Raw genomic sequence first — 20,063 nt, forward strand, 5'->3', positions numbered from 1 at the left:
ACAAGTATGTTTTCGGTTCTCCTTCGAATATTTCCCCACCGTAAGAACTTTTTTCTGTCACATTCTGCGCAGTATTACTTTACTAGTCTATGGCCTTAGACCAAGGTCGTAGGAGCTAAACCGCGGCTGTGTCATTTCCAAGGCAGAAGTGTATGGTAGATACTCGTCAAATCAATGAGAATGGCAATAGCAATGTTGGAAAAAAAGCGATGACACCTACGGTGCCCACGCCTCAAACCCTTATTTTCAAAGCCCGCCGGGTATTCTTGGCGGGGCTGCTTTATGCTGTTTTGCTCAGTGCATGCATCAACATTTTGCAGCTGACAGTACCGCTTTATATGCTGCAGGTTCATGACCGTGTATTGAACAGCCGCAGCACAGATACGTTGTTGATGCTAACGATTCTTGCGATTGGCGCGTTGATTGTTTTCGGTATTTTGGAGTTCATCCGCGCTCTCTCATTTCAGGCAATGGGCAGCGCATTGGTTCGTCGGCTCAACCTTCCGGTTTTAACCGCAGCGGTACAAGCCTCGGTTGATCAGGGGCTTCCAAAAGCAACGCAATCCCTGCGTGACTTGACCGAGTTGCGTTCGTTTCTGACATCGTCAGCGGTAAGTGCTCCGCTTGATGCAGCTTGGTCTCCTATTTTTCTTGGAGTCCTGTTTTTGCTGCATCCCGTCTTTGGCATTATTGGTATTGTGGCGGTCATCATTCTGATCTGCTGCGGTGTCGTGACAGATTTGATGACACGCAATCTGGTGAAAGACGCCAATCAGGCGAATATCGAGGCAATCTCCAAGATCGGTGCAACATTGCGCCATGCTGAAGCGATTGAAGCCATGGGTATGCTACCTGCTTTGGCCCGTCGCTGGCGTGGCCTGCAGATGAATGCCCTGGATTTGCTTGACCTTGGCGGCAGCCGCAGCCGTGCCATGACATCCATCACTCGCACATTACGGTTCATGATCCAGGTGGTAACGCTCGGCGCCGGCACATTGCTGGCCATGGAGCAAGAAATTTCGCCTGGCGCGATGATCGCCACCAGTATCATTGTCGGACGACTTCTCATGCCGTTTGATCAGGTCGTTGAGACCTGGCGGCAATGGGTAAACGCAATTGGAAACTGGCAGCGGATTCAATCCTTGCTGGCCCAGAATCTCGCAGTGCGACAAACAATGCCGACCCCCAGGCCCCATGGAGATCTTATCGTGGACAGGCTGGTCTATGCCGCGCCTGGTGTCGAAATGCCAATTATCAAGGGCATCTCATTTGCTCTTTCACCCGGAGAGGTTCTCGGTATTGTCGGGCCTTCGGCTGCCGGCAAGTCGACGCTTGCCCGGCTGATGATCGGCATCGTGAAGCCCACGTCAGGAGGCGTCTTCCTCGATGGCAACAACGTGTATTTGTGGGAGCGCGGCTCATTTGGCGAAATTGCCGGCTACTTGCCGCAGTCAGTGGCGCTGCTTGAAGGAACGATCAAGGACAACATCGCACGCATGGGCGACAGTGACCCCCACCGTGTTCTGGAGGCCGCCAGGCTTGCAGATGTTCATGAGATGATCGGAAGACTGCCGCTGGGTTATGATACGCCTGTGGGCGACGGGCGTTTAACGCTGTCAGGTGGTCAACGCCAGCGGATTGGCCTCGCTCGCTGCCTTTACAACCGCCCCCGCCTTATCGTGTTGGATGAACCCAATGCCAATCTTGATGCCGTGGGCGAGAGAGCATTGATGCGGGCCATAGAACAGGCGCGCGATGATGGTGCGATCGTGATCATGATAGCTCATAGACCCACGATTATGCAGGTGGCGGACAAGCTTCTCGTCCTTGAGGACGGCCGTATTACCCAGTTCGGGCCGCGCACGGATGTTGTTGCCTCGATAACACCGACCGGTCCTAAGAGAGCGACTGCATCATGACCGACAAAATCAATCTGCCCAAACGGGTTTCCCAATTGCTTGCCCCGCGCGCCGCATCGACCGGCGACAATCTGCCTACGAAATTTGGCACGGTTCGCCCTGAATGGGTCACCGACCTCGAGCAGGAAGATGCAAAGAGCCCTCTACGCAGGCTGATCATTGCCGGTGTTGCAACGATAGCCATCGCATTTGGTGGTTTTTTTGGCTGGGCTTACTCGGCTGAGCTTGGCAGCGCTGCTGTTGCGCTTGGAACGGTAATCGTTGATTCAAAGCGTAAAACCATCAGTCATTTTGAAGGTGGTATCCTTGATCGCTTGTTGGTCCAGGAAGGCGACGTCGTCAAAGTTGGGCAGCCGCTGGTAAGGTTGGACAACACAAAGGCCCGCTCGGAGTTGCAATCTCTGCAAAGCCGCCGCGTTGGATTGATCGCGAAGCTTGCTCGCCTGCGGGCGGAGCAGGCGGGCGCTACTGAAATCGAGTTTCCAAAAGATTTTGGTGCAGCTGATGATGTCACGGCACAAAATGCCATGAAAGCCGAGCAGATATTTTTCCAAAAGCGCTCGTCCCAAAAGACAAGTCGCATCGATGTTCAGCAAAAAACCATTGAACAATATACCGAGCAGGCAAAGGCATCAGAGGCACAGATCGTAGCCACAGATCGACAGATTGCCCTTATCACCGAACAGCGCGATGCAATCGCCAGCCTGGTCAAAAAGGGTTTTGCCCAAAAATCCAAACTTACGGAGATCGATACCCGGCTAAGCGAACTTGCCGGCCAACGTGGTGAATATGCCGGCGATAAGGCCAAAGCGGAACAGGCCAAAGCAGGTGCCGAGTTTTCGCTAACCGGCATTGAAAGTGATGTGCAATCAGAGATTGCAGGTGAAATTACCACCAGCCAGACTGATCTTGCTGACACCGAAGAGCGAATTGTCGCTGCCAAAGATGTCATGCGCCGGGTCGAGATACGTTCGCCACAGGCCGGTATCGTCGACAATATTCGTCTGCGTACACCGGGCGGTGTTGTTGCAGCCGGCGAAGCAATTCTTGATATTGTTCCGGAAAACGAGCCGATGGTGGTCGAAATGAAGATCAGTCCACGCGATATTGATGGCGTTGCTGTGAATTCTGCAGTTCAGGTCAAATTGACGGCGTTTAATCAACGATCCCTTTCGCCGCTTGATGGAAAGGTGACCTATGTTGCCGCTGACCAGCTTATCGATGAAAAAAGCGAAACGGCCTACTTTGTGGCACGGGCGGAAATTTCTCCCCAGTCGCTGACAGCCAATCCGTCCATCAAGCTCTATCCAGGCATGCCTGCAGAAATCCTGATTGTGCACAAGTCACGTCGAGCGATTGATTACATCGCTGGCCCAATCACCGATAGTTTCAACCGTGCCTTCAGGGAAGATTAGCCGGAAAGCGCTGGTACAGCTGATGTTTTTGAGGGTACTTCAAAATTAAAAATAATTTACGCCTAATAAGGATGCATAACTAAAGTATATTGAGTTTAAAGCGCAATTATAAGTCTAATATAAATATGTCGTAATACATTCATGTAATAAATTGTTACTATAGATTGCCACATTTATATTCATAACATATGTTGCATTTCGATTTGGTGCAGCGCACAATCGTCAAAGCACTCGATCGCCGGGGTATTTTTCCGGCAATGCATAAACTCAATGCAGGACAACAAAGGAGAAGCAGATGGCCACTTTAGAAGGCGGCGCCTACGACGACGTTTTGTTTGGCTCCCGTTTTGATGACTTCATCCACGCCCGTGGCGGTGATGACGTTGTTTTTGGTGGGAACGGAAGTGACACAATATTCGGCGATGATGGGGATGATCTCCTGTTCGGCGGCAACGGAAATGACTCCATTTTCGGTGGCGCCGGTAGTGACATCCTGTTCGGCGATAATGGCAACGACGTCTTGACCGGCAATGACGGCAGCGATGTTCTGTTTGGCGGTCGTGGAGACGATGTTCTTCTCGGCGGTGCAGGCAATGACATTCTGTTCGGCGGGCAAGGTGATGACATCCTTTCTGGCGGTGCTGGAAACGATATCCTTTCTGGCGGTGCTGGCGATGATACACTCATCGGTGGTGCAGGCAGCGATACGTTTGTCTTCAATGGCGGCGGCGGCAACGACGTCGTGCTCGATTTCACTCCAGGTCAGGATCATCTCCAGATTTCGAGTGGCATTAATGGAACGGATATCCACTCGGCTGACGATGTGGCTTCCCATGTTACCCAGGTTGGTGGTGACGTAGTTGTCGATCTCGGCAATGGCGACTCTGTCACACTGGTTGGTGTGAACGCTGACGATGTACTCGCAAACCCAGGCGATTTCTTCGTCGTTCATTAATATCGATTTATGGCGTGCCCTGTCTCCCACAGGGCACGCTTTTTTTCTCGCGTTGCGCAGTGAGTGAAAGGGCAATTTGTTGCACCTAGACCATTCAACGGAAATTGAAGATTACCCACAGGACCTTTCGATCTCGCGCCTTTGCGCCGACGTGGCTGTTGTAATATGGGATATTCCAGCTTCCTCCAAAGCGCTGACAAAATGCACTATCGAAGCATCAAATCCTTTGGTGCCCCTCGTCAGCCTCAGCATGCCGCTCGAAACGGGCGGTCAGCGTATGTTCTGGGCAATGCGGACGAAGGCCGATCCCGTTTCGCTGAGGCTTTCCAATGGCAATTCGACCTCAGACCAGGAAGTAGTGCTCTATCCAGCTTCCGAGCTGGGTGCCTTTGATATAGAGCGTGCTTTGAGCAATATCGGCTCGGGCGGACAGGTCAAACTCCTCAACAACCTGCTCGGCACGTGGCGAAGTGCCTTTCGCCTTTCGCAGAATTCAATTTTTGCCGGCGTCGCTCGCGAGGTCACAGTGGCACTTACACCCGAGCCGCGGGAAGTGCGCAGTTGTGGACAGCCAATTGATGGCCTCCATTTGCTGGAGACCGGTCTCAACCCGGACCTTGGAGCTGTTACCGCCATATATGGTATCAGCGGCAATTCGGTCATTTCACTGCCGGTGAAGCTGGTTATTGGCCCTGCGGTCAAAAAGGGCCTGCAACAATGCCACCTGCTGGTGGAATCCGCCCGCGCCCTTCCCCAATCGTTTCGACTGGTTATTTCAGGCAAGAATGGCGTTGCCGTGCGCAAGCTCTCCGACAATGCCAGTGCCTCGGATTTCCAGAAGTGGTGGGGAAAAAAACAGGGGGATGCAAGTTTGCGCGCCTTTCTGGTACGCCATCTTGCAAAGGTGCCTGGCGCCGGCATCGCGACCGCAATCGACATGCAGATAAGGGCTCCGCTCCCTGCCCGTCAAATCGGTAAATCTGCTACTCAGCCTTCCGGCGAAATTGATCTGGCGCTGGCACTGGATGGCGGCTTATTGGTTGGGGGCTGGACGAACGATCCGTCCGGTATGCTCGCCGGTATCGAATACGTAACCGAAGATGGAACAGCCCTTCCACTGAAGCCAAACTTCTACAGTTTTCCAGGCAAAACTGGAAAAGGTGAGGACGGATCACGGTCTGACGTGACAGGTTTTGCTGCCTGGCTTCCGCAGGTCAACAATCTTGGGCCGCTGTTGCAGCCGCGGTTCCAAATGCGGCTGATTTCGGGTGCAACCTCTGCACTTGTGCCACAGATGCAGCCCTTTGAGGCTGGTGCTCAGCGCAACTGTATATTACGCGCTGTCCCGCCACAGCATGCCAAGGCGCAGGTTTTTGAAAGAATTCTGGCGCCAGCCCTGCGGGAGGTCGAGCAAAAGATAGGAAGAATGGTCAAGATCGCCGACGTGAAGGATTACGGTATTATGCCGGAATCACCGTTGGTTTCCCTTGTTATTCCTTTGTACCGGAATCTCGATTTTCTGCGTTTCCAACTTTCCGCTATGGCAACAGATCCCTGGCTCGTCGAGAACGCCGAAATCATTTTCGTGCTCGATTCCCCTGAAATTCAGGACGATACCGAGCACATGCTGGGTGGACTGCACATTCTTCACGATCTGCCCATGAAGCTTGCAACGATGAACCGCAATGGCGGTTATGCGCGGGCATGCAACGCCGGCGCCAGCCTTGCCAATGGCACGATACTGGTGATGTTGAATTCGGATGTCGTTCCCTGCAAGGCGGGGTGGCTGGATGAACTTATCAATCCGCTATTCAAACAGAAAAAACTTGGCGCTGTCGGACCCAAATTGCTGTTTGAAGACGGTTCTTTGCAACATGCAGGCCTTTATTTCGCCCGGGATCAGCGCGGAGTATGGCTCAATCACCATTTTTACAAAGGAATGCCGGGGGACTATGCGCCAGCTCGGGTCGCCCGCTTTGTGCCAGGTGTAACAGGCGCGTGCCTCGTTACGCGAAAGGATATTTACGACCTCGTTGGAGGTTTTACGGAAGACTATGTGATCGGCGATTACGAGGACAGCGACCTTTGCCTTAAAATCCGCCAGATAGGATTCCAGATTGCCTATGAGCCGAACGTCGCACTTTACCACTTCGAGCGCCGGTCAATACGCCGGAGTTCTGATTATATGCGGGGCTTGGCCAGCCAGTACAATTCATGGCTGCATACGCAGCGCTGGAACCGCGACATTTCAGAATTGATGACGAGTTATCTCGACGAGACTGACGAGGATACGGTCACACCTTTTGTTAGTAACAAGTCGGAAAGGAGCGCCGCTTGACCGAGGTCATCGCACTCAAACAATCACCAGCCGATCATGTCCGGGTCTATGATAATGATTACGTTGAATGGCTGATGGAGACCGTGTTGAAGAACCGGTTTCTCCCCTCCCCCGAGCTTGAGAGCATATTTGTTGGGGACGGCAGTTATCAGGCCGTTGGCGCTGAATTTCTCGGCCATTTCATTCGAAAGGGCGGACTGGAAAAAACAGACCGCATATTGGATATCGGATGTGGCATCGGACGCATGGCGGTGCCGCTCACGCAGTATCTCGACTACGAAAAAGGCACTTATTGCGGTATTGATCCCGTGGCTGGCGGTATAGAATGGTGCAATCAAAAACTTAGCCCCATCTATTCAAACTTCGAATTTCGCCACGTGGATATTGCGCATAACCTGTACAATCCAAAAGGCGCGATCGACGGCCTTGAGCTTGTCCTTCCTTACGATGGAAATCAGTTCGATTTCATCATCATGACCTCGATCGTCACCCACCTGCCAGATGAAGAAGTCAGCGCTTATTTGCGCGAAATCGAGCGCCTTCTTGCTCCTGGTGGCCGTCTCTTCATGACCGCATTTGTCGTCGACAAGGTGGCACAGGAAAATGTTTCCAAGAAACGTGACGCTCGGCTTGGGTTTCAACGCTATGACAATGGACCGTGCTGGTTCGTACCGGAACTGCCGCCGCTTGCAGCTGTGGGTTTCGATGATGGCTTTCTGGACCGAGCGATTACTGGCGCCGGTTTGAACACTGTCCTTAAATCATTCGGTCATTGGCGCGGTGTTTCGTCGGATCATTATCAGGATCTGTTTGTTGCAGAAAAAGACGGGATCCGCCGATGAAGGTTCTCGTTGCTGCCCACAATCATCCCTCCCTCCATCCTGGCGGGACGGAGATTTTTGCGCACGATTTGTTTCGGGCGTATCAGAGGGCTGGCTGCGACGCGCTTTTTTTGGGCGCAACCAATCATATTCACCGTGAAGCTCGCCCTGGAACCAGTTTCCAGAGTATCGGCACCACTGGCGACGAAATTCTTCTTTGGTCCGGTCATTTCGACCGTTTCTTCATGAGCCAAGTCGATCTTTATGGAATTGTGCCGGATATTGTGGAACTGCTTCGCGATTTTCGGCCAGATGTCGTTCATCTGCATCACCTGCTGTTGCTCGGTGCCGAATTTCCGCACATCGTCAGACGCACACTTCCCGATTGCCGTATCGTCATGACGCTGCATGATTATTACCCAATCTGCCATCATGATGGTCTGATGGTTCGGACCACAAACAAAGAACTTTGCTACGGCGCAAGTCCTGACCGTTGCCATAGCTGCTTTAAAGAGATCGCGCTCGACAAGTTTGTTTTACGGGAGCGGCATTTGAAATCGCTGCTAAGCACAGTGGACAGCTTTGTTTCACCAAGCGCGTTTCTGAAGCAGCGTTATGTTGATTGGGGTTTGTCAGAACATCTTATTAGCGTGATACCGAATGGACAGCCCGAACGTGCGCCGGTCAAACCATCAGAGACAGCCCGCCCCAAGCCGGTCTTTGGTTATTTCGGCAACCTTAATCCGTGGAAAGGCACCACGGTTTTGCTTGAAGCAGCAAAGCAGCTGATTTCCGAAGGATTGGACTTTGAGTTGCGGGTCCATGGCGCGGCGCCATTCCAAAGTGAGACCTTTATTGCTGACATAGACCGGTTGTTCGCCGAGACGTACCCTTTCGTCCAGCGACGTGGAGCCTATCGGCGCGAGGATATTGGCAAGCTCATTGCCACTGTTGATTGTGCAATCATGCCTTCGATCTGGTGGGAAAATGCGCCTTTGGTCATCCAGGAAGCCCAGGGCCTCAATTGCCCGGTGATTACCAGTAATATCGGAGGCATGGCCGAGGCAATCGAGGACGAAGCAAACGGTCTGACCGTCACTCCCAACGATCCTATGGCCCTGGCTTCAGCTATCCGGCGTATCGCGGAAGACGGCGATCTGCGTCAGCAGCTTTCCAGTCGCGCACGCCATCCCGACACCATTGCCACATCGGCAGCGAAGTATCTCGACTTGATCGGGACATTGCGCTCGGATCGTGTGGCAGCCGCCTGAAAGGAAGATCATGTCTATAGCGACACAAGTCCCAGCGCAGGCTTTACCACAGCCTCCTGCTGCACCCGTGCAAGATAATGCGCGACCACTGAAGACAGAACCGATGAAGGGCCGGGTCGACGCCGTCGACGATGGACGTCTTTACGGCTGGGCCTTCGATCCATCTGCACCCACCGCGCGGGTGACCATCCGGGTATTGCTGGATGGGAAACCAATCGCCGAAGCAACAGCTGATCAGGATCGCCCAGATTTGAAGCGAAGCGGCATCGGTGATGGCGCGCATGCCTTCAATGTCATGTTGCCGCAATTTGCTTCGATAAGGGCGGCCGAACTGGTAGTGGTTGCTATCAGTGCCTCAGGGGTCGAACAGGCTTTGCGTGTCCCCAAACCCGCCGAACAGGCAGCAGAGGCACTTATCGCTGCGCCAATGACGCGGATATTGGACAAGCTCGACATGCTGATGGCAGCGCAACGTCAGCTGCAGGTTAACCAGAGGTCTCTGCAACGTGCTGCGCCTGTGCTTGATGGCAATAGCGGTAGCTCGTCTGTCGAAGGCCTGGATATTGGCGGTTCAATTGAAGCGATGCGGGGCGACGTAAATAATCGTCTGACCGAACTCGATGTACATTTGATGCGTCTTGACGGTGTGGTCGGAGGCTTGGAAAAGCGTATTGAATCGCTGCAGAAGCGGTCCAATGGTGATGTGAAGCCGCTGTTCCTTCTGCTTTTTGTTCTTGTCGGTTTTGCCGCGGGAGCCCTTGTTTCCTTGACGATACTCCACTGAACTCGGGAGTAATGCACTTGCGCGATGACAGGAACATATTACCGATAACCAACGCTGCCAAACCAGCGGGAAACCATTCCATTGTCATGGAAGGCGAAATGGTTGTTGGTTGCCCTGTTGACGATACGCTGGTGCTCGTCATGGGCATAGGGAATTTCAACCTGGAGCACGTGGCGGTGTTCCTCAATGGCGACCCTGCTTTAAGTCTCAAGGCGACCTTGGTGTGCTGGCCATTGAAAAATGCCTCGCCAGCAGGAACCCATGGTTTTGTAGCAGTTCTTCCTACAGGCATACTGCGTCGGGCTTCGCTCAAAACCATCATGTTCCAGCATAAGGCAAAGGTAACGCGCTATACTTTTGCCAATAGAGGGGCATCGGTTGGCGATCTGATTGCCATGATCGCAGATCTGGCAGGGGCGAATCTCCCGTCCGTCATTGACGGGCTTGTGGAGGCCCTGATCTCCGGTCCCATAGGACGAAAGAAGCTCGCGGCGATTACGGTCTTGCTACAGGCGGGCGCGCGGTCGGATGGATGTGTCGAGCTTATCGGTGGCAGTGATGAAGGTGAAATCTTTGTACAAGGCTGGGCTCAAGACCTCACGCCATCAGTGACGCGGCTTTTCATCAGCGGACGCGCTTCGTCTCTGGCAGAATGTGTGATATCGGTGTTTGCCCGCCCGGATCTGAACGACCAAGCTTCGGGCTTTGCTGGACTGTTGCTTGCCAATGAAACTGTCGAAGCAAGTGATATCGAACGCCTGCTCTTTCGCGGACGGCGCGGATGGCGTTTCACCGAAGTCTATGATCGCCGTCTGATTGTCGGTTCGCGGGAAACGCCAAGTCATGTGCGTGCAATTTTGCCGCGCGTTAGAGGTTCTACAGAAATATTGCTTCGAATGCGTTCGGCTGCCAACCGCTTTGACGGAACTGAGACCGTTTCCGGTTTGCCGCTTCCGGTGCGCGCTGGCATTGATAATGTCCTGCGTGTCGACGGCAGTGGCCTCCTGGTTTCTGGCTGGTTGCTTGATCCCGACGGTCATGTCGAAAGCGTAAAATTGCGTCGTCATCGCGGCGAGTGCCAGCTTGATGGCAACTGGACCCGTATCGACAGGCCAGATGTCACCGCCGAATTCGACAATCGGGCACCTTTCAATGCTGGTCTTGATCCAAATCGGCATGCTCACGGATTTGTTGCCTTTGCGCCGGAACTGTCAGGAGACAGCACCGCCCCGTTTTATCTCGAGCTTTGCCTCAGCGATCAGCGGCGCGCCTTTCTGCCTTTGACACCGATCCGGGTCACATCACGAGAAGCTGTTGTCAGACAGATCCGTGCGATTGACCCAAATGCATGGGCACTTCGCCACGTAGTCGACCAACAGCTTGTACCACTTTTGCGCAATGTGAGCCGTCCTGCACCGGAAATCTTCGGTGTCGCGGATGTCGGAGCATTTGATGATATTGAGGGTCCGGCGCTAATCATTGGTATCGATGAGAGAGTTGAAGAAGTTGGACCGCTTATAGCTTTGCTTGCGCTTGATCCCGAAACCCGGGGTTTGCCTGTCGTGATTGCCGGGGCAACTGACGTTATAGACCGTATTGGTGTGCGGGTGCGCAGACTGGCGCAGTTCTACAAGCTAAGTGTCCGGCTGGTTTCGGCAAGCGGCTCGGAGGATCTCTATGATGCACTTGAAGTTGGTGCGCGGGCAGTGTCCTGTGAAACAGTTGTGTTTCTTGCCGCCTCGTTGCTCCCCCGGAACAAGGGCTGGTTTAACAAATTGCTGACGGCTTATGAGATGCGCAAGAATTGCGTCCTCTCTCCCACCCTCGCATATGAAGATGATTCCATACGCTGGGCCGGAACATGGGTGGCTGGTGCGCATTCGGATCGCGCCTTGATCAGCCGGTACGCAGGCTATCCCATTGATGCGGTAACCGGCATGGCCACGACGGAAGTGGCAACGGCGACATTTGAATGTTGTATCATGCCCCGAGAAGCGCTGTTCTCAGTGGACGGCTTTACACGCGGTTACATGGGAACGCATGAAAAAGGCCTGGACCTTGGGCTCAAGTTGAAGCAGTCAGGTCTTAAATCCTACTGGTTGCCATCGGCCCAGATGCTGGGCTCTGACGATATTATAGTCTCTGAAAAAGCTTCCACGGTTGCGCTGATAGAGCGGATTGACAGACAGATTTTTGACAGCCGATGGGCCAGGAGTTTCGGGAAAGAAAACACTTTGAAAACGGAGACCCCGGCATGACCGAACAACTCCGCGTTCTGGTAATTTCTCATGCGCATCCGAGCATTTCGCTGGGTGGTGGTGAAATTGCATCGTATAATCTGCACAAGGGCCTGAATGCCCTGCCACGGGTTCAATCCGTATATCTTGCCCGCGCGGGACACCCGATACCGCGTCACGGAACGACTGCACTTATGAGCCTGCGGCGTTCCAGCGATGAAATCCTGTTTCATTCGGACGAGTACGATCATTTTTATCTGTCGAACAACAACACAGACGAAATTCATCGCGACCTTTTACGTTTTGTCGGCGATCTCAACCCACATGTGGTGCATTTCCACCATGTATTGGGCCTTGGTTTGGAAACTCTTTATGCTATTCGCGAGGCGCTTCCCAAGGCAATCATATTGATGACATTTCATGAATACCTTTCCATTTGCAACAATGACGGACAGATGGTCAAAGTTGGTACGTCCAAACTTTGTCATGAAGCGTCCCCTATCGACTGTCACGCCTGTTTTCCTGATATTCCGCCAGCTCGATTTTTGAAACGGGAAAAGTTTGTGCGCGGAATGCTCGAACTGGCAGACGCCTTCGTTTCACCAAGCGGTTTTCTCGCCGGCAAATATGCGGAATGGGGCCTGGATCCGAAAAAACTGCACGTCATTGAAAATGGTGTGGCGATCGATAGCGTCACACCGCCGCGGGAACTCTCTGGACCGAAGCCACGCCGGAACCGCTTCGCTTATTTCGGCCAGATCACACCATTTAAAGGCATTGATGTGCTTATCGATGCGGTCTCGCGAGTGCCAGAGGAAGTCTGGGGCGAAGATACAAGGCTGATGATATTTGGCGGAAATCTTGAAAAGCAGCCCGCAGAATTTCGAACGCGCATGGAAAAGCTCATTGCAGATGCAGGATCTCGTGTGCGATTTCACGGAGCTTACCAGAATAACGAGATGCCTCGGCTGATGCAGTCCGTCGATTGGGTGTTGATGCCCTCCATCTGGTGGGAGAATTCTCCGATCGTTATTCAGGAAGCCTTGCATCATCGTCGGCCTATTATCTGCTCAAATATTGGCGGCATGGCTGAAAAGGTGCGGGATGGGCAAGATGGATTACATTTCCGCGTGCGGAGTGCCGAAGACCTTGCTGACCGATTCACCGAGGTTTTGAGCGACCCGCTCATTTGGGATCACTTGCATCACTCAATTCGACAGCCGACCAACTATGTCGATTGTGCGGAAGAGCACGTTGCCCTTTATGCAAAATTGCTCCGATCTGTTCATCAAGGCTCAACCCAGACAGTGGCAGCGAACGAAGTCGTTCTTTCACAAGCAAGCTGATTGCTTTCAAAGTTACAAAAAGGAATACTCTATGGCACGTGTACTCGTAATGAGCCCATCAGGCGAAGTTTACGACCACGATAATGTTCGCTGGTACCAGCACAGTGATATTCAAAAATATATCGACCATTATCACAATATCGGCGATGCCTTTGTCTTTGACTCATCGCTCAAGCTGATGAACTTCGAAAAGCTGCGGGAATTGCCGCTCGGTGAGCCAAATTTTGATCAAATCGATCGGTTGAAAGAAGAATATGACTACGTGATTCTGCGTGGGTCGAACTACATTCATCAGCATATGGGCTGGCCACATGCGATTGCGGTTTTGAAGCGCCTTGGACTGCCTGTAATCGCCTGGGGCATTGGAGCACAGGCTCCTGTTGAAGGACAGATACAACTGCCTGAAGATCTCAAGACGCTCCTGAAGATCATGGCAGATTCAACGGCATCCATTGGCGTGCGAGGGGCCTATTCTGCGCAGGTGCTCAAAGATATCGGCATTGACAACGTTCGGATCGTTGGCTGTCCCACTGCATTTCGGCGCAATGATCCCACGTTGAAGGTCACTTTGCCCCTGCTTGAAGATGTCCGCAATGTTGGCCTGACCGTGCGCCGGGAGGTCTCACCAGCCTATGCCCGTAATATTGAGCGATATCTGACATTTCATCGCGATTTGATCAAAGATACCGCAAACAAATTCAACGTTACGCTGATGGCGCAGGGCGAGATTGAGGAAAAAAAGCTTGTATTGGGAACTGATGAACAGAAGGAAGATGCAATCGCGGCGCTGAAGGCCAATCGATGGGCTTCCGACTGGTATCTCGACGATACAATCGAGAAGCTTTACCGCGAGCGACTCTTCTATTCGGACGTTGTGGCCGACTATGAGAAACTGGTGCAGACAAAAGATCTCGTATTGGGTTACCGGTTGCACGGCAATCTTATGGCTTTGGCGAATGGGGTGCCATCTATCTATTTTACCTATGACAGCCGCACAGTTGAGTTCGCTGAAACCTACCAGATACCCCGCTTCGATGTCTTCAGCGGAGATAGGTTTCGCCTTGAAGATTATTGGGATCAGACATTGTTCAATAAATACAATGACGCCTGGTATCGAACATATGGCGAAATGCGCAGATTTCTTGATGAAAACCATGTCGACCACAAGATGGTCGACACAAAAGAGAACATACCGGATTCCGTCCGGCGTGTGGCTTAGACAAAATTCACTAATTGGCAAAAGCCAGAATCTTCAACAAAGCTAGAAATAACCTCCCAGGAGTTATCAATGACCGTTCTTGTTACAGGTGGCGCAGGCTATATAGGCAGTCACATGGTTCTTGCCCTGAAAGATGCGGGAAGAGATGTTGTTGTCCTCGATGACCTTAGTTGTGGGTTCGAGTGGCTGGTACCAGAAGGCGTTCCCTTTATTCGGGGCGATGTCGGTGATCAGGCCCTGGTTGCTGACACGATCCGCAGGCACAGCATCACGGCAATCTTGCACTTTGCAGGCTCGATTGTCGTGCCGGACTCCGTTAGTGATCCCCTATCCTATTACCGTAACAATACGGTACAGTCGCGAGCATTGATGGAAACCGCCATCGCGGAAGGCATCCGGCATTTCATTTTTTCGTCGACCGCCGCCGTTTATGGCGAACCCGAGCGGACACCGATCACCGAGGATATGCCGCACCAGCCAATTTCTCCCTATGGAACATCCAAGCTTATGACCGAATGGATGTTACGTGATGCCGCTGCCGCTCATAAGGATTTCCGGTTTGTTGCATTGCGTTATTTCAATGTGGCTGGCGCTGATCCGAAGCTGCGTTCTGGCCAATCATTTCCTCGCGCAACCCATCTAATCAAGATCGCCAGCCAGGCCGCCACCGGTGACCGGTCCCATATCGAAGTCTATGGCACGGATTATCCGACCGCCGATGGAACCTGTATCCGCGATTACATCCATGTCAGCGATCTGGCGGAAGCTCACCTGTGCGCCCTCAATTATCTTGAGGCAGGCGGTGCGAGCACAACAGCAAATTGTGGTTATGGATACGGCTACTCGGTTCTGGAAATTATTGATGCTGTTAAGCGTGTATCCGGGGTGGATTTCGCCGTAAAAATGGCTCCCCGCCGTGCAGGGGATCCGGCAATATTGGTGGCCGCAAATGATCGTGTCCGTAACGACTTCGGTTTTGTGCCAAAGCGTGCAGATCTTGATACAATTGTAGGTGATGCGCTTGCCTGGGAACGTCAGCTGCAGGCAATGCGGCTTGAAGAGCAGGAACGCGTGGCCGTCTAAGCATATCGACCTGAAGGCCGAACCCGGCAGTCGATTGCCGGGTTTGGCAAGCTATTGTCCGGAAAATAATATTTCAAATATTGAAGTAAAGTCCTATTATAATATAGTCAAGTTATGTCCATAATAATACCAGTTTTGTTTTAGAATAATGCCAAACAGTTGAAATAATTTTATTGTTGCACTGCAATAGAAATATGTGACAATCTTCATGAAGTTGCCATTTTATATGTATAGAAATTCAAATTCCAACACATCAATCGATCAAGGGTCCAGAATATGACGGTTCAGACTTCGTACAAGCTTTCGCCGGCTACGAAATCTTCGAAAAACATTGATCTGTTAAAAGAACCGATCCTATTACGCTTGGGCATCGAACATGATGATTTGCCGAGTGAGCTATCCAATGCGGTAAAGATTCTCGGATTCGAAGGGGTCAAGGATGAGGCCGCCATTTTCTCCGATGCAGTGGGGGTCAAAACAGAAGCCTTTGAGGCGCCTTTGTGCATCCTGGCTGTTCTTTTAAATCCAGCACACAGAGGGCGCGAGAAGCGATTGCTCGATTGGCTGAAGGGCCGAGGTATTATTGAGGAACCGGTGATCCTTGAGTGGCGAACGGGCAAGGAAATGGAGACGGCCGGTGTCCTTATCAGGAAACTGTCGGGAATGCTGGTTTCTGATGCACGGCGAATGGTCAAATCAAACCGGGAGCTGTTGGCGTTAAGGACTTTGAACGATAACCTTCAAAATCGTTTTGCCACTGTCGAAAGCTTTATTGATCGCAAGGGGATGCAACCCTTTGAACTTGCTTTCTCCAACGAGCCTGTAACCAGCTCATCTCGTTCAAACGTATTGGCAGATGCTTCCTTTGATGGCGTATCACAGGTGCTTCCTGTCGCAAGCGCGGGCGTTAGTGCCATTGCCATACATTTCGATCGCCTGTCACATCGCGATGACGCTACGTTGAATGCGCAACTCGTGACTATGGAAGACATGGCTATCGTCGAGAGCTGGGTCATTCCGCTGGGCAAGCTCAAGCATGGTTGGAATTACCTTGGTCTTTCCAGAACTCTTGCGGGATTGCGGCGCACGCTGAACTTGCGGGTGCAGGTGGACGGCGCTGATGATGAACTGCCCCTCTTGTCGCTCGGCGGGCTTCAGCCGCTGGAGATGTTTCAGGTGCGCGATGCCGCCAATGATGTGCCGCTGCTAAAGAACAGTTTGGCTATCCAGGTCTGGTGCGGAATGCCGGGTGTTGTTCTGCCCAGTTGGGCCAATTATTTGCCGGCTCAGTCGGAAAAGGTTCGCGAAGGCGGATTTAGGGAGATGCCGCTTGCGTCTGGTATCCTTGATCTTGCCACATTGGCAAACACCGATGAAATCTCTTTCGAGTTTGCCGCCATCCTTCCTTTGCCGGAAGAAAAAGCGGTGGGTTGTCACCCTCCGTCAACAGGAATGACAATCGGCCAGATTCCCGCCGCGTGCCCTCCTAAAATATTGAGGATTTCTTCGGATGTCGTCGTCGACAACGAAGAGTCGCAGGATGTCGAATTTGCGATTGTCGTAGCCGCGAGCCTCGAGAATGCGCGGCCGCTATTTGCCGAACAACGGACGGTGGACCCGGGAGAAGGGTTCTCTGGATGGGTGAGTATTGCGCCGGGAGAAAATAATCGGATCAGCGCTTTCATCAATGATCAGATTGGTGTTTGGCAGAATATCTATTTCGCAACGCGGATGACGACACCGGGTGACAACAGTTTCGCGTGGGCCAAATTCCGCAATGTCAGTCTTATGGTCAACGGGTAGTTTCATGCTGGACCAGATAAACCGTTTACGGGAGCAAGTCGTGGATCAGTTGCCTTCGGGTGAAGAGCCGGAACCACGTTTTTCGCCTAAGGTCGCCGTCATCATTCCCGCTTATAAACATTCGGTATTGTTGGCAGAAGCCATTGAATCGGCGCTGGCACAACAGGCACCGTTTGAGATTGCTGTACTGGTTATCGATGATGGCTGCCCCTTTCCCGAGACTGGCGAAATCGGGCGAACCTATGCCATGGCGCATTCAAATGTCTTTTATCTGCGCAAGGCAAACGGCGGATTAAGTTCAGCGCGCAATTACGGGATTGAATTTGCGCTACGCAATTTCGATGGCATCGAGGCTGTTTACTTTCTTGATGCTGACAATCGGATTACGAGCACTGCCCTTCGCGACATTCTGGCTTTCATGCAGGCCGATGACAAGGTTGATTGGGTATACCCCAACATCGACAAGTTCGGGATTGAATGGAATGGGAACTATACGACCCAATATTCACGCCTGTTGCATTTGACCTTCGATAATATTTGCGAGGCTGGAAGTCTGGTCTCAAGGCGCATGCTTGACGCAGGCATTCGCTTCGATGAAAGCATGACATCCGGGTTTGAAGACTGGGATTTCTGGCTACAGGCCATCGGTCGCGGATTTCTTGGTGCCAACTATCCCTTCTTCGGGTTCGAGTACCGGCAGCGTGCCGAGAGCATGCTTCGCGATTCCAATCGCACCCGGGAGGGCATTCTCACCTATATCCGCCAGAAGCATAAGAAACTCTTCGCCACGGAAACATTGTTGACCTGGGAGCATCAGGAGGCACCCCGATATGCTGCAATCGGCATGGGGGCTTATGCAGTCGATATGTTTACCGACCCGACGGTGGACCATGCCAAATGCAGCCTCGAAGATTTTGTAACCCGCTTTTGGGCAGCAAAGACGGAACCGGAAACATTCGGAGTTCCGCCGTTCATGCTTTGGATGACCGCCGCCCATCGCGAAGCTCTAACCCGCCTCGGCCTCATTCATAATCTGTTATGGTTGAGTGAACGCATCGCTGAGAAGCATCATTTCGTGGCGATACGCTTCGAACGGAATAATGCCAGGATGGGAATAGATATCCGCACCATTAATGATGGTGAGCCTCTTGCCGACAAGCCCTTCGGCTGGATGTGCACATTCGATATTTTCTCTACCTGTGCAGATGACACCTCCGATGATTGGATACGCTCGCTGCACAAGGCTGTTCCATCGCCCAATGTTGTGGAAATTGTTGTGAGTGGACCATTTACAGCACGCGAAATGCAAAGCACGGCTTTATCGTCAACAAATGCACTTTTAGCCACGCTTGGAGCATTGCGTGACTCAGGATATCGCTCAAAGACCAGGAATCGTTGGCTTTGGCGATCCGTTTATTTTCCCAACCGGAGCCGCTATTTCGAGCTGTTGCGCCATGCGGTGGGCGCAAGGCCAGTCATGCCACGATTGCCGCAGGCTTCGAACCCGCTGCGCGTCGGTTTCCTATTGCCAATCGCCAGTTTTGGCGGCGTGGAAAAGGTAGCCTATGCGGTTGCCAACGCTTTGAAGAATGCCGGATGTGAAGTGCATCTCTTCCTGTTTGGAAAAGCGATCTACAATCGCGTCCCGGAAAATGACGGCGTGTTCAAATCGGTCAACTTTTTGTCCGACGATTACCCACTTTGGGGTGGGCCAAACAAATTTGCGGGCCATGACCTGATGATGGGGCATGACGAAGCAGCCAAGGCTGAGCAGATCATGGGTTTTCTGGCTGGGCTTGACGTTGTCATCAACAATCAGGTGGCACCCGTAAACGCCTTGCTGGGCGATCTGCGCCGCCGCGGTGTCAAGGTTCTGAACTATGTCCATGTGCTGGATAAATCCAGAATGGGGCGTGATGCCGGTCATCCTTATCTCACACTGGCATTTGAGCATGTCTATGACGCGATTCTTACCTGCTCGAACGATATGGTCGAATGGTTGCATGGCATGGGTGTGCCAATAGCAAAGCTCACGCATATACAAAATGCAGCAAGCTATGCATTGGCCGCCAAAGAGCGAGACACCATACTGTCGGCACGGCGGGTAAAGTCCCAAAGGGACAAGCTCAACGTCCTGTTTCTTGGCCGGTTAGATGCACAAAAAGGAATTGAGCGCCTATTTGCATCAGTTCGGGATTTGCGTGAACGCGGAGAGCCCGTTGATTGGAAGATTATTGGCAGCGACGTGATGGATGCCGGTGCGGGCGGATCGTGGAAGGACCGGTTTGCCGAAATTGGCGTGCAGGTTGAGCCACCGGTGTATTCAAGCCGTCATCTTAACAAGGCCTTCGCATGGGCGGACGTTGTTGTATTGCCATCGCGCTGGGAGGGCGCTCCACTGACAATTATTGAAGCCCAGCGGCTTGGCTGCGTGCCGATTGCGACAGCTGTCGGTGCTGTTGATGAACTTATCGATCACGCTGTGGATGGGCTGCTTATCCGGTCTGAAGATGACACAGTAATTATCCGCGAACTCACGGAAGCTATTTCCGCCTTGGCGGCCGACCGTGATGCCTTGCAGCGTCTTTCGGAAGCGGCAGCCATTCGCGGCGGCGCCCTCGCCTGGGAGGAAAGTGTTTCACCGCTGGTCAAGCAGTTGAAGGCATGGTTCCCCGACCGGTTACCGCAGAGCGTTGAGCAGGCTCCGAAAGTTCTGGAGCAGACCGTTGTACCAATCTCGACCAGTCGGATTCACCGCGTGGACGCGGAAGCAATCGACGAAGATCAAGAAGATCGTAATGAAATTACCGAAATCAGGCCGTTGCAAATCGCTGCTGCCGGGTCAGCCAATATGAATAATTTGAGGAACTAG

General features: G+C 52.5%; 13 protein-coding genes. All 13 read left to right on the forward strand.

Translation table 11 applies throughout. The annotated features are described in order from the left end of the window. The first annotated feature begins 209 nt into the window (after positions 1-209). The 13 genes from AC6CHM_RS19550 (at position 210) to AC6CHM_RS19610 (ending at position 20,063) form a co-directional block, all read left to right on the forward strand. Positions 210-1,919 (forward strand): type I secretion system permease/ATPase, encoded by a 1,710-nt coding sequence (locus AC6CHM_RS19550; RefSeq protein ID WP_336442225.1) that lies wholly within the window; start codon positions 210-212, stop codon positions 1,917-1,919. Then, positions 1,916-3,334, forward strand: coding sequence for an HlyD family type I secretion periplasmic adaptor subunit (locus AC6CHM_RS19555; RefSeq protein WP_336442226.1), 1,419 nt, complete (start codon positions 1,916-1,918; stop codon positions 3,332-3,334). Before AC6CHM_RS19550 ends, AC6CHM_RS19555 begins: the two co-directional genes overlap by 4 nt. Positions 3,335-3,629: 295 nt before the next feature. Continuing rightward, entirely contained in the window at positions 3,630-4,289 is a 660-nt protein-coding gene (locus AC6CHM_RS19560; RefSeq protein ID WP_115054044.1) for a calcium-binding protein, read from the forward strand. A gap of 79 nt (positions 4,290-4,368) precedes the next feature. Continuing rightward, a complete protein-coding gene (locus tag AC6CHM_RS19565; protein ID WP_498174243.1) occupies positions 4,369-6,627 on the forward strand; it encodes a glycosyltransferase family 2 protein in 2,259 nt (752 codons plus the stop codon). After that, positions 6,624-7,469 (forward strand): class I SAM-dependent methyltransferase, encoded by an 846-nt coding sequence (locus tag AC6CHM_RS19570; protein WP_115054043.1) that lies wholly within the window; start codon positions 6,624-6,626, stop codon positions 7,467-7,469. The genes AC6CHM_RS19565 and AC6CHM_RS19570 overlap by 4 nt, the downstream gene beginning before the upstream one ends. Next, complete coding sequence (locus AC6CHM_RS19575; protein ID WP_307277681.1) at positions 7,466-8,719, forward strand: glycosyltransferase family 4 protein; 1,254 nt, start codon at positions 7,466-7,468, stop codon at positions 8,717-8,719. Before AC6CHM_RS19570 ends, AC6CHM_RS19575 begins: the two co-directional genes overlap by 4 nt. 10 nt (positions 8,720-8,729) lie before the next feature. Next, on the forward strand, positions 8,730-9,503 hold the full coding sequence (locus AC6CHM_RS19580; protein WP_337352807.1) for a hypothetical protein: 774 nt from the start codon (positions 8,730-8,732) through the stop codon (positions 9,501-9,503). A gap of 17 nt (positions 9,504-9,520) precedes the next feature. Beyond that, positions 9,521-11,761, forward strand: coding sequence for a hypothetical protein (locus tag AC6CHM_RS19585; protein ID WP_337352808.1), 2,241 nt, complete (start codon positions 9,521-9,523; stop codon positions 11,759-11,761). Then, positions 11,758-13,086 carry a glycosyltransferase family 4 protein gene (locus tag AC6CHM_RS19590; protein WP_337352809.1) on the forward strand — a complete coding sequence of 443 codons (1,329 nt, stop codon included), beginning with the start codon at positions 11,758-11,760 and terminating at the stop codon, positions 13,084-13,086. The genes AC6CHM_RS19585 and AC6CHM_RS19590 overlap by 4 nt, the downstream gene beginning before the upstream one ends. Positions 13,087-13,117: 31 nt before the next feature. Next, entirely contained in the window at positions 13,118-14,305 is a 1,188-nt protein-coding gene (locus tag AC6CHM_RS19595; RefSeq protein ID WP_354347034.1) for a polysaccharide pyruvyl transferase family protein, read from the forward strand. 69 nt (positions 14,306-14,374) lie between these two features. After that, complete coding sequence (gene galE / locus AC6CHM_RS19600; RefSeq protein WP_336442233.1) at positions 14,375-15,388, forward strand: UDP-glucose 4-epimerase GalE; 1,014 nt, start codon at positions 14,375-14,377, stop codon at positions 15,386-15,388. A gap of 276 nt (positions 15,389-15,664) precedes the next feature. Then, the gene (locus AC6CHM_RS19605; RefSeq protein ID WP_336442234.1) at positions 15,665-17,191 is read left to right on the forward strand and encodes a DUF6212 domain-containing protein; all 1,527 of its coding nucleotides are present in this window, start codon (positions 15,665-15,667) and stop codon (positions 17,189-17,191) included. 40 nt (positions 17,192-17,231) lie between these two features. Next, positions 17,232-20,063, forward strand: coding sequence for a glycosyltransferase (locus tag AC6CHM_RS19610; protein WP_440810965.1), 2,832 nt, complete (start codon positions 17,232-17,234; stop codon positions 20,061-20,063).

This window comes from Phyllobacterium sp. GQ127, from assembly GCF_059758635.1.